9 protein-coding genes are annotated in these 11,795 nt (G+C 72.0%); 5 read left to right on the top strand and 4 right to left on the bottom strand.

What is annotated here, in order from left to right:
- Positions 1–119 precede the first annotated feature (119 nt).
- Complete coding sequence (locus tag ACFV8H_RS40260) at positions 120–1,289, bottom strand: PP2C family protein-serine/threonine phosphatase (protein ID WP_380409585.1); 1,170 nt, start codon at positions 1,287–1,289, stop codon at positions 120–122.
- 159 nt (positions 1,290–1,448) lie between these two features.
- Between ACFV8H_RS40260 and ACFV8H_RS40255 the strand changes: the two genes are divergently transcribed.
- The 3 genes from ACFV8H_RS40255 (at position 1,449) to ACFV8H_RS40245 (ending at position 5,074) form a co-directional block, all read left to right on the top strand.
- Positions 1,449–2,390, top strand: coding sequence for a PrsW family intramembrane metalloprotease (locus ACFV8H_RS40255; protein ID WP_380409583.1), 942 nt, complete (start codon positions 1,449–1,451; stop codon positions 2,388–2,390).
- A 102-nt stretch (positions 2,391–2,492) separates the two neighbouring features.
- Entirely contained in the window at positions 2,493–2,711 is a 219-nt protein-coding gene (locus ACFV8H_RS40250) for a heavy-metal-associated domain-containing protein (RefSeq protein WP_380409581.1), read from the top strand.
- Between the two features lie 62 nt (positions 2,712–2,773).
- Positions 2,774–5,074: a heavy metal translocating P-type ATPase gene (locus ACFV8H_RS40245; RefSeq protein ID WP_380409579.1), complete on the top strand. Its 2,301-nt coding sequence runs from the start codon at positions 2,774–2,776 to the stop codon at positions 5,072–5,074.
- Positions 5,075–5,141: 67 nt separating this feature from the next.
- On the opposite strand, the gene ACFV8H_RS40240 is transcribed toward ACFV8H_RS40245, so the two are convergent.
- The 3 genes from ACFV8H_RS40240 to ACFV8H_RS40230 all read right to left on the bottom strand — a co-directional run bounded on the left by ACFV8H_RS40240 (position 5,142) and on the right by ACFV8H_RS40230 (position 10,146).
- Positions 5,142–5,861 (bottom strand): SDR family NAD(P)-dependent oxidoreductase, encoded by a 720-nt coding sequence (locus tag ACFV8H_RS40240; RefSeq protein WP_375896972.1) that lies wholly within the window; start codon positions 5,859–5,861, stop codon positions 5,142–5,144.
- Positions 5,862–6,396: 535 nt separating this feature from the next.
- Positions 6,397–7,686, bottom strand: a complete 1,290-nt coding sequence (locus tag ACFV8H_RS40235) for a citrate synthase (RefSeq protein WP_380409577.1) — start codon at positions 7,684–7,686, stop codon at positions 6,397–6,399.
- A 225-nt stretch (positions 7,687–7,911) separates the two neighbouring features.
- Positions 7,912–10,146, bottom strand: a complete 2,235-nt coding sequence (locus ACFV8H_RS40230) for an ATP-dependent RecD-like DNA helicase (protein WP_380409575.1) — start codon at positions 10,144–10,146, stop codon at positions 7,912–7,914.
- A 200-nt stretch (positions 10,147–10,346) separates the two neighbouring features.
- On the opposite strand from ACFV8H_RS40230, the gene ACFV8H_RS40225 reads away from it, so the two are divergent.
- Together ACFV8H_RS40225 and ACFV8H_RS40220 are read left to right on the top strand one after the other, a co-directional pair.
- The gene (locus ACFV8H_RS40225; protein ID WP_380409573.1) at positions 10,347–11,138 is read left to right on the top strand and encodes a VOC family protein; all 792 of its coding nucleotides are present in this window, start codon (positions 10,347–10,349) and stop codon (positions 11,136–11,138) included.
- Positions 11,139–11,238: 100 nt separating this feature from the next.
- Positions 11,239–11,700 (top strand): GNAT family N-acetyltransferase, encoded by a 462-nt coding sequence (locus ACFV8H_RS40220; RefSeq protein ID WP_380409571.1) that lies wholly within the window; start codon positions 11,239–11,241, stop codon positions 11,698–11,700.
- Positions 11,701–11,795 lie beyond the last annotated feature (95 nt).

Raw genomic sequence — 11,795 nt, 5'->3', positions numbered from 1 at the left:
GGCAGTCGGAAAATCACCCAGCCGCCGGAGCACCCACCCCCGGAACCGCCCCCGGACCCACCCACCCTCCCGAAAGCCCACCCCCACACCCCAGCCCCGCGCAGCGCCCCCCGGCCCCCTCAGTCCGTCCGCGTGATCAACAACAACAACGCGTCATCCCGCAACTCCCCACCCGTATGCGCCAGCAGATCCGCATACACCCGCCCCACCGCCGCCTCCAACTCCCCCGCCGAGCGCGCAGCTCCCCGCACCAGCGGCCCGACCCGCTCCGCCAACGGATAGAACTCCCCGCTCCTGCGGTGCCGCGCCTCGATCACCCCGTCCGTGTACAGCACCAGGACGTCCTCCGTCCCGAACGGCTGCCCCCAGGTGGTCGGTTCGCCGGTCGCGAGCCGCCCGAGGCCAAGCGGCACCCACGGGTCGGGCGCGTCGAGTACGTGGGCCCGCCCTTCACCGTCCACCCGGATCGGCGCGACGTGCCCGTACTGGAGCAGTTCCATCTCCCCGGGCCGGCGGAACTCGGCGAACAGCGCTGTGGTGAACTCCCCGTCCGGCACGTGCCGCTCGACGCTGGCCTCGATCCGCGAGGCGACGCCCCGTAGTCCGGCTTCGTCGTACGCGGCTTCGCGGAACGCGCCGAGCACCACCGCCACGGTCTGGACGGCCGCCAGCCCCTTGCCCCGGACGTCCCCGACCGCGACCCGGGTGCCGTGCGGCGTCTCCAGCACCGAGTAGAGGTCCCCGCCGATCCGTGAGGCGTCCGCCGCGGACACGTACCGCACGGCGAGCCGCAGCGGCCCCACGGCCGGCCCGGGCAGCCGCAGCAGGGCCCGCTGGGCGGCCTCGGCGACGGAGCTGACCGCCGCGAAGGCGGCCGCCCGCCGCATCCGGATCTTGGCGACCCAGGCCGAGAACAGCGTCAGAACCAGATAGCTGACCATCGCACCGTAGAGGAAGCGGGCGTCGTTGATGTTGTCGACCTGGTCGTAGTGGCTGAGTCCGAAGACGGCGACCAGCCCGACCGCGCAGACGGCGAGCAGTTCGCCGGGCTTGAGGGTGAGCGCGGCGACGGCCGGGACGACGGTCATCAGCGGTGCGAGGTACCGGTCCTTGCCGGAGAGGAGGTCCGCGAGTGCGACCAGCAGGACGGCGAGCAGCGCCGGGGCGGCCCGCCACCGGAGCGGCACGTCCTGGAGGTCGACGACCCTCAGGGCGCCGCGCCGCCGGTCCGGCGGCAGCCCGGCGGCGGTGGGGGCCGAGGGCGACTGGGCACGGCGGATCGGGAACACATACCGAACATAAGGGACGATCACGACCCCGAACCACCCCACCCACCCCGCCCGCCCCGCCTACCCCGCCCACCTCGCTCCCACCACTCCCATAAGTCCCCATTGCCTGATTTGTCATAAAGTTCGACCGAAGCGGCTACTCAGAGGAGGCCCTGCCCGGTGTCCGGATACCGACCCACGCCGCGCATCACCGCACCCCCCGCCCGGACGGCCACCCGGCCGCACCACTGGCTCAAGTTCTTCCTGACCGGCCTGCTGCTCTGGGCCTGCACCGTCCTGGTCACCTTCTTCACCGACAACAGCAACCTGGTCCCGACCATCGTGCTGCTGGGCAGCTTCCTCGTCCCGGCCACGGTGGTGATCTGGGCGTACGAGCGCTACGCGACCGACCTCGGCCCGGACCGGATCTTCACCTGCTTCGGCATCGGCGGGGTGATCGGCGTCCTGGGCGCCTCGGTGCTGGAGACGTACCTGCTCTCCCCCTCGGTGTGGATGTACGTGGGGGTCGGCCTGATCGAGGAGGCGGTCAAGCTGGCCGCGCTGGTGCTGGTCAGCCGCCGGCTGCGGGTCAGCGGGCTGCGCCACGGGCTGGTGCTGGGCGCGACCGTCGGCGCCGGGTTCGCCGCGTTCGAGAGCGCCGGGTACGCGTTCAACGCGGTGCTGAGCATCCAGGGGCTGTCGCTGGACGACCTGGTGGAGACGGAGATCCTGCGCGGGGTGCTCGCCCCGGTCGGCCACATCCTGTGGACGGCGATCATCGGCGGGGTGCTGTTCCGGGAGCGGCGCGGCGGGCGCTTTCGCCTCACCACCCCGCTGCTGCTCACCTACCTGGGCGTCTCGCTGCTGCACGCGCTGTGGGACAGCACGAGCGGCATCGCCGTCTGGCTGGTCGCCCGGACCACCACGAGCGACTTCCAGCGCGCCCTGTTCGACCTGGGCTACATGCCGAACCCGTCGAGCGAGCAGGTCCACCTGTACACCGTGTACGACACGGCGGGGCTGCTCGTGGTCTCCTTGGGAGGGCTGCTCTGGCTGAGGCTGCTGGTGCGCAGCGAGCCCACCGCGCCGATCCCGGCCCAGCAGCCCTCCGCACCGGCCTGACCGTCACCCCACCCCTCCGGGAAATACCCCAGAGGGGTATGGTGTTCGAAGAGCTGGAGAAGCAGGAGATCCAGCACCCGCACCGACCTCCAGGAGGCCCCGATGTCCAGCACCATCACCTACACCGTGTCCGGCATGAGCTGCGGCCACTGCGAGAAGGCGATCAGCGAGGAGCTGTCCGCGCTGGCCGGTGTCACCGAGGTCGCCGCCGACGCCCAGGCCGGTACCGTGACGGTCTCCTCCGCCGTCCCGCTGGCGGAGGAGCAGGTCCGCACCGCGATCGACGAGGCCGGCTACGAGCTGGTCGGCCCCGCGGTCTGAGCCACCCCGGTACGGCGGGGGCCCGCCCGGGCCCCCCCCACCACTCCCTAGGAGCCCTCCGCATGACCACCTCCGCCCCCGGCGTCGGGGCACGGGACCGGGTCGAGCTGTCGATCGGCGGGATGACCTGCGCCTCCTGCGCCGCCCGGATCGAGAAGAAGCTCAACCGGATGGACGGCGTCGAGGCCACGGTCAACTACGCCACCGAGAAGGCCCGGGTCGACTTCGGCCCCGGCGTCACGGTCGAGGAGCTGATCGGGACCGTCGAGCGGACCGGCTACACCGCCGAGCTCCCCCCGCCCCCGGCCCCCGCCGCTCCCGAGCCCGGCTCCGTGCCCGCCTCCGGCCGCGGGCAGGGCGACCACCCCGGCCCGGCCGGGCGCCCCGCCACCGACCCGCTGCGCGAGCGCCTGCTGATCAGCGCCCTGCTCGGCGTCCCCGTGGTGCTGCTCTCGATGGTCCCCGCCCTGCAGTTCACCGACTGGCAGTGGCTGGCCTTCGCCCTCACCGGCCCGGTCGTCCTCTACGGCGGCCTGCCCTTCCACCGCGCCGCCTGGACCAACCTCAAGCACGGCGCCGCGACCATGGACACCCTGGTCTCGCTCGGCACCCTGGCCGCCTTCGGCTGGTCCTGCTGGTCCCTCTTCCTGGGCCACGCCGGCCTGCCCGGCATGCACCACGAGTTCTCGCTCACGGTCGGCGACACCGACCCCGCCGCCAGCCTCTACCTGGAGACCGCGGCCGCCGTCACCGTGCTGATCCTGCTCGGCCGCCACCTGGAGGCCCGCGCCAAGCGCCGGGCCGGCGCGGCCCTGCACGCCCTGCTGGACCTCGGCGCCCAGGACGTGACCGTGCTCCGGGGCGGGCGCGAGGTCCGGCTACCGGTGGACCGGCTGACCGTCGGCACCCGCTTCGTGGTCCGCCCCGGCGAGAAGGTCGCCACCGACGGCACGGTGGTCGAGGGCAGTTCCGCGGTGGACGCCTCGATGCTGACCGGCGAGTCCGTCCCGGTCGAGGTCGCCGTCGGGGACGCCGTCACGGGCGCCACCGTCAACGCGGGCGGCCGGCTGGTGGTCGAGGCCACCAGGGTCGGCGCGGACACCCGGCTGGCCCGGATGGCCAAGCTGGTCGAGGAGGCCCAGAACGGCAAGGCCGCCGCCCAGCGCCTGGCCGACCGGATCTCCGCGGTCTTCGTCCCGGTGGTCATCCTGATCGCCCTGGCCACCCTGGTCGGCCGACTGCTGGCCACCGACAGCCCCACCGCGGCGTTCACCTCCGCCGTGGCCGTGCTGATCATCGCCTGCCCGTGCGCCCTGGGACTGGCCACCCCGACCGCCCTGCTGGTCGGCACCGGCCGCGGCGCCCAGCTCGGCATCCTGATCAAGGGCCCCGAGGTGCTGGAGACCACCCGCAAGGTCGACACCGTCGTCCTGGACAAGACCGGCACCGTCACCACCGGCCGGATGACCCTGCTCGCCGTGCACACCGCCGAGGAGGTCACCGAGGCCGAGGCGCTGCGCCTGGCCGGCGCCCTGGAGCACGCCTCCGAGCACCCGATCGCCCGGGCGATCGCCACCACCGCCGCCGACCGCCTCGGCGCACTGCCGCCGGTCCGGGACTTCCGCAACCTGCCCGGCCGGGGCGTCCAGGGCGTCGTGGACGGCCGTACGGTCACGGCCGGGCGGGCGGCCCTGCTGGCCGACCACGCCCAGCCCCTGCCGCCCGTCCTGGCCCGCGCCGTGGCCGCCGCCGAGGCGGCCGGCCGCACCGCGGTCGCGGTCGGCTGGGACGGCGGGGCCCGGGCCGTCCTGGAGGTGGCGGACGCGCTCCGGCCGACCAGCGTCGAGGCCGTCGCCCGGCTGCGCGCCCTGGGCCTGACCCCGGTGCTGCTGACCGGCGACAACCGCACGGTGGCCGAGGCGGTGGCCGCCGAGCTCGGCGTCGCACCGCAGGACGTCATCGCCGAGGTGCTGCCCGAGGACAAGGTGGCGACGGTCCGCCGGCTCCAGGCCGAGGGCAGGGTCGTGGCCATGGTCGGCGACGGCGTCAACGACGCGGCCGCGCTCGCCCAGGCCGACCTCGGCCTGGCGATGGGCACCGGCACCGACGCCGCGATCGAGGCCGGCGACCTCACCCTGGTCGGCGGCGACCTGCGCGCCGCCGCCGACGCCGTCCGGCTCGGCCGCCGGACCCTCGCCACCATCCGGGGCAACCTCTGCTGGGCCTTCGGCTACAACGTCGCGGCGATCCCGCTGGCCGCCGCCGGACTGCTGAACCCGATGATCGCCGGGGCGGCGATGGCCTTCTCCTCGCTCTTCGTGGTCGGCAACAGCCTCCGGCTGCGCCGCTTCCGGGCCGCCTGAGCCCGGCCGGACGGCACGAGGGGCCCGGACCGTCCCCGGTCCGGGCCCCTCGTCACGCCTCGACGCCTCAACGCCCCAGCAGTTCCCCGCCGTTGCAGTGCAGGATCTCGCCGGTGATGAACCCGGCCTCGGGCGAGGCGAGGAAGGTGACCGCCGCCGCGACCTCCCCGGTCTCGCCGATCCGGCCGAGCAGCGTGCGCGCCGCCCGGCGGGCCACCTCGGGCTCGTCCAGCCGCGGCCCGAAGAACTCGGTGCCGGCCACCGTGCCCGGCGCGACGATGTTGGCGGTGATCCCCGAGGTGCCCAACTGCGCGGCCAGGAAGTGGTTCCAGGCGTGCAGGGAGGCCTTCGCCGCACCGTAGGAGCCGGCCCCGCGCAGGGCGGCGATGGAGCTGATGGTGACGACCCGGCCGGAGCCCGGGGTGAGCCGGTCCCGGATCGACTCGGTGAGCAGCACCACGGTCAGCACGTTGCGCTCGAAGTCGCCGCGCCAGCGGGCCAGCAGGGCGTGCGGCCCGCCGCCGACCACGGTCTCCCGGCTGCCGGCGTTGTTCACCAGCACGTCGATCCGCTCGGGCAGTTCCGCCAGCGCGGCCTCCACGGCGTCCGGGTCGGCGAGGTCGCACACCAGCGGGGTGACGTTCGGCCCGAGGTCGATCGCGGCCTTCTCCAGGACGGCCCGGCGCCGACCGACGATCACCACGTGCTCACCCGCCTCGGCGAACCGCCGCGCGACTTCGTACCCGATTCCCGTGCCACCGCCGGTGACGACGACGTTCCTGGCCATCTGCGCACTCCCTCCCCAGTTCCGCCGTCGCGCGACGAGGGGGCGCGACGGTCCGTACCGGAATGCCACGATTCCTATCACGCTCGGTTGCCGTGACTGCGGGGAGGGTGACGTCGCGCGCGAGGGAAGGTGTGATATGGGCGCGGTACCAGGCGCCTACGGAGCGTGGCGAGAGGCAGCTCACACCCCCCGGGCGTAACTTCTCGCACCCTGATACGTCTTAGGTTGGTAGTGCGGCAGTTTTTCCGCTGGGCGGGGCACGATCAACGGCAATGTGTCCCCGCGCTTCCGGCGGGCTGCCGCCGACGGGGCTCCGGCGGGCCCCGGGAACGGTCGTCGAATCCTCGACGGCCTTCGCGCACGGCGCCGGGGTTGTGGCGGGCCAGGGACGCTTTGAGCGGCCGTCCCCGGTCGCGGCCGGCCCCGGAGTCGTGCGCCGTACGGTTCGTCCCCGTCTGCGGGCCTTCCGCGGACGGGGACGCGAAGGGGCCCGGCCGCTCAGCAGCGGCCGGGCCCCTTTCGGTGCGGTGCGACGTCAGCGCTGCTCGAGCTCGACGTAGTCGCGGATCGCGGTGCCGGTGTAGATCTGGCGCGGGCGGCCGATCCGGCTGGTCGGGTCGTTGATCATCTCGTGCCAGTGGGCGATCCAGCCCGGCAGCCGGCCGAGGGCGAACAGCACGGTGAACATGCTGGTCGGGAAGCCCATGGCGCGGTAGATCAGACCCGTGTAGAAGTCCACGTTCGGGTACAGCTTGCGCGAGATGAAGAAGTCGTCCTTGAGGGCGTGCTCCTCCAGCTTGAGCGCGATCTCCAGCAGCTCGTCGCTCTTGCCGAGCTGGCTGAGGACCTCGTGCGCCAGCAGCTTGACCTGCGCGGCGCGCGGGTCGAAGGCCTTGTAGACGCGGTGGCCGAAGCCCATCAGCTTGACGCCGGCTTCCTTGTTCTTCACCTTCGTGATGAACGCGTCGACGTCGCCGCCGTCCTTCTGGATGCTCTCCAGCATCTCCAGGACGGCCTGGTTGGCACCGCCGTGCAGCGGGCCCCACAGCGCCGAGATGCCCGCCGAGATCGAGGCGAACAGGTTGGCGTGGCTGGAGCCGACCAGGCGCACGGTGGAGGTGGAGCAGTTCTGCTCGTGGTCCGCGTGCAGGATGAGCAGCTTGTCCAGGGCGTTGACGATGACCGGGTTGAGCTCGTAGTCCTCGGCGGGGACGGCGAAGGTCATCCGCAGGAGGTTCTCGACGTAGCTCAGGTCGTTGCGCGGGTAGACGAAGGGCTGGCCCATCGCCTTCTTGTACGCGTACGCGGCGATCGTCGGCAGCTTGGCCAGCAGGCGGACGGTCGACAGGTGGCGCTGGGCCGCGTCGAACGGGTTGTGGCTCTCCGGGTAGAACGTGGAGAGCGCACCGACCACCGAGGACAGCATGGCCATCGGGTGGGCGTCCCGCGGGAAGCCCTGGAAGAAGCGCTTGACGTCCTCGTGCAGCAGCGTGTGCTGGGTGATCTCGCGGTTGAACTCCGCCAGCTGGGCCGCGTTGGGCAGCTCACCGTTGATCAGGAGGTACGCGGTCTCGATGAAGCCGCCCTGCGAGGCGAGCTGCTCGATCGGGTAGCCGCGGTACCGCAGGATGCCGTTGTCGCCGTCCACGAAGGTGATCGCGGACTTGTACGCGGCGGTGTTACCGAAGCCGTTGTCCAGGGTGACCAGGCCGGTCTGCGGGAGCAGCTTCGAGATGTCGAAGCCGGAGTTGCCCGCAGTGCTCTCGACGACGGGGTACTCGTACTCGCCGTCCTGGTACCGCAGTACTACCGAGTTGTCGCTCACGTCTTCCTCACCGACGAAATGAATCCTCTTCCAAGGTGCCCTGACTGACTCCACGATCCCCCATCCGGAGGACAGTCGCGCACCCGGGGTGGCCCGGAAGGGCCCGCCCCTACAAAACCTGCTGCCCCTGCCGGTACGAACCGGACAAGATCGGCACCACCCTAGGCTCTGCCGTAAATCTCTTCACGTCAAGAGAACATTAGAGGCAACCATCCTGTTGGATAATCATCCAGAAGCAAGTCGATGATCCAGCGCGGCGTGCCGCCGACCTGCACTGACGGCCCTCACAGCCTGCGCGATCGCCTTGCGTGACCCGACCAGCACGACGAGTTTCCTCGCCCTGGTCACAGCCGTGTAGAGCAGGTTTCGCTGGAGCATCGTCCAAGCGGACATGGTGACCGGAATCACCACCACCGGGTATTCACTTCCCTGCGAGCGGTGGATCGTCACCGCGTAGGCGTGGGCCAGCTCGTCCAGCTCGTCGAAGTCGTACGGCACCTCCTCGTCCTCGTCGGTGAGCACCGTCAACCGCTGGTCGTCCACGCTGAGGGCGGTCACCACTCCCACTGTGCCGTTGAAGACCCCGTTCCGCCCCTTGTCGTAGTTGTTGCGGATCTGGGTGACCTTGTCCCCCACCCGGAAGGTCCGCCCGCCGAAACGCCGCTCCGCCAGACCCTCCCTGGCCGGCGTCACCGCCCCCTGCAACAGGGTGTTCAGGTTCCCCGCCCCCGCCGGGCCCCGGTGCATCGGCGCCAGCACCTGGACGTCCCGGCGCGGGTCGTAGCCGAACTTCTGCGGGATCCGGCGGGCCACCACGTCCACCGTCAGACCGGCCGCCCGCTCGGTGTCGTCCTCCACGAACAGGAAGAAGTCCGCCAGACCCTCCGTCAACGGCGGCTTCCCCTCGTTGATCCGGTGCGCGTTGGTCACCACGCCCGACTGCTGCGCCTGCCGGAAGATCCGGGTCAGCCGCACCGAGGGGATCGGCCCGTCCTCGGCCAGCAGATCCCGCAGCACCTCACCGGCCCCCACCGAGGGCAGCTGGTCCACGTCCCCCACGAACAGCAGGTGGGCGCCCGGCGGCACCGCCTTGACCAGCTTGTTCGCCAGGATCAGGTCCAGCATCGAGGCCTCGTCCACCACCACCAGGTCGGCGTCCAGCGGCCGGTCCCGGTCGTACGCGGCGTCACCGCCCGGCTTGAGCTCCAGCAGCCGGTGCACCGTCGAGGCCTCCGCCCCGGTCAGCTCCGCCAGCCGCTTGGCCGCCCGCCCGGTCGGCGCCGCCAGCACCACCTTCGCCCGCTTGGCCAGCGCCATCGTCACAATCGACTTCACCGTGAACGACTTGCCGCAGCCCGGACCACCCGTCAGCACCGCGACCTTCTCGGTCAGCGCCAGCCGCACCGACTGCTCCTGCTCCGGGGCCAGCGCCGCCCCGGTCCGCCGGGCCAGCCACTCCAGCGCCACCGGCCAGTCCACGTCCGCCGACCACGGCATCCGGTCGGAGTCCGAACGCAGCAGCCGCAGCAGCTGGTTGGCCAGCGAGATCTCCGCCCGGTGGAACGGCACCAGGTACACCGCGGTGATCGGCTCGCCCGCCTCCCCCGGCACCGCCTCGCGCACCACCCCCTCCGCCGCGACCAGCTCCGCCAGGCAGTCGATCACCAGCCCCACGTCCACCTGCAACAGCTTCACGCCGTCCGCGATCAGCCGCTCCTCCGGCAGGTAGCAGTGCCCCTGGTCGGTGCTCTGCGACAGCGCGTACTGCAGGCCCGCCTTCACCCGCTCCGGACTGTCGTGCGGAATGCCCACCGCCTGGGCGATCCGGTCCGCCGTCAGGAAGCCGATGCCCCAGACGTCCGAGGCCAGCTTGTACGGCTCGTTGCGCACCACCCCGATCGAGGCGTCCCCGTACTGCTTGTAGATCCGCACCGCCAGCGAGGTCGACACCCCGACCCCCTGGAGGAAGACCATCACCTCCTTGATGGCCTTCTGCTCCTCCCAGGCCGCGGCGATCTTCTTGGTGCGCTTGGGCCCCAGCCCCGGCACCTCGATCAGCCGGCCCGGCTCGTTCTCGATCACCTCCAGGGTCTCCACCCCGAAGCGCTCGACGATCCGCTCGGCGAACCGCGGCCCGATCCCCTTGATCAGCCCCGAGCCCAGGTAGCGCTGGATGCCCTGGACGGTCGCGGGCAGCACCGTGGTGTAGTTCTCCACCGTGAACTGCCGCCCGTACTGCGGGTGCGAGCCCCACCGCCCGTGCAGCCGCAGCGACTCCCCGACCTGCGCCCCCAGCAGCGCGCCCACCACCGTCAGCAGGTCGTTCCCGCCCCGGCCGGTGTCCACCCGGGCCACCGTGTAGCCGGTCTCCTCATTGGCGTAGGTGATCCGCTCCAGCACGCCCTCGACCTGCGCGAGCTGGCGGGGCACCTCCTGCCCCGACTGCGCCTGCTTGCCCACCGGAGCCCCCTTCGACCGGTACGGGTGGACCATTCCGTTACGCACCGTACCGCCCGGCGCGGACAGGTCCGGACCGCCCGCCGGACCGCCCGCCGGACCTGCCGTGCACCGCCCCGACCGAGGTGCCAGGCTGTAAGGGTCCAGGGGGTCGTCGACCGCGCCCGCGCCCGCACGGGACCCGTCCGAGGAGCAGTGCCGCCATGCTCAACACCGACTTCCGCCCCGGTTCCCCGAACTGGCTCGACCTGAGCAGCCCCGACACCCGGGCCTCCGTCGACTTCTACTCCGCGCTGTTCGGCTGGACCTTCGACTCGGCCGGCCCCGAAGCCGGCGGCTACGGCTTCTTCCAGCTCGACGGCCGCACCGTCGCCGCCCTCGGCCCGCTCGCCGAGGAGGGCGCGCTCCCCGGCTGGACCCTCTACTTCACCACCGAGGACGCCGACCGCACCACCGACCTGGTCCAACAGGCGGGCGGCCGCATCCGGTTCACCCCCTTCGACGTCTTCACTTCGGGCCGGATGGCCGGCTACACCGACCCGACCGGCGCCGACTTCGCGGTCTGGCAGCCGCACGACACCCGCGGCCTGGACGTCGTCAACGACCAGGTCAGCCTCTGCTGGGCCGAGTGCTACAGCGTCGACGCGGAACGGGCCAAGGCCTTCTACCGCACGGTCTTCGACTGGCAGGAGCAGGACGTCCCACTCGGCGAAGCGTTCTACACCGTGCTCACCCCGGCCGGCGGCGGCACCGACGACGCACACGGCGGCATCCTCCAACTCAGCCCCGAGCACACCGCCCGCGGCACCCGCTCGCACTGGCTCCCCTACTTCGAGGTCCCCAACGTGGACGCCTGCCTCGCCATCGCCGACCGGCTCGGCGCGAAGGTCCGGATCCCGGCGACGGACCTCCACGGGGTCGGCCGGCTCGCCCAGCTGCTGGACCGGCACGGAGCCGTCTTCGCCGTCATCACCAGCGCCGGGCCCGGGGAGTGACCCGGCATCGGACCGTGGTGGGCCACAGCGGGCCCTGGAGGCACGCTACGGGCGTAGACAGAGTCCGCCGACCCCCTCGGGCCCTCCTTATCCTCTGATCATGACTGAAACGGCTGTTCTGACGATCCGACGGGCCGGCGAAGGCGATCTGCCGGCGATCGTGGCCATGCTCGCGGACGACCCGCTGGGCGCCACCCGCGAGAGCCCCGACGACCTCACCCCCTACCGCACCGCCTTCACCCGCATCGACCGCGATCCGCACCAACACCTGGTCGTCGCCGAACGCGCCGGCCGCGTCGTCGGCACCCTCCAGCTCACGGTGATCCCGGGCCTCTCCCGGGCCGGCTCCACCCGCACGATCATCGAGGGCGTCCGCATCCACGCCGAGGAACGCGGCAGCGGACTCGGCACCGAGCTGATCGAGTGGGCCGTCGAGCGCTCCCGCGAACTCGGCGCCGACCTCGTCCAACTCACCTCGGACGCCACCCGCACGGACGCGCACCGGTTCTACGAGCGACTCGGCTTCACGGCCTCGCACATCGGATTCAAGCGACAGCTCTGAAATCTTCCCCGGAAATGCGAAAAGGCCCACCCGGTAACCCGGGTGGGCCTTCTCTGAATGATTGTTCGGCGGCGTCCTACTCTCCCACAGGGTCC

It is taken from the genome of Kitasatospora sp. NPDC059827, assembly GCF_042731675.1.
GTDB lineage: Bacteria > Actinomycetota > Actinomycetes > Streptomycetales > Streptomycetaceae > Kitasatospora.
The sequence above is the reverse complement of the archived record's forward strand: the minus strand, read 5'-3'. Positions and strand labels throughout refer to the sequence as shown.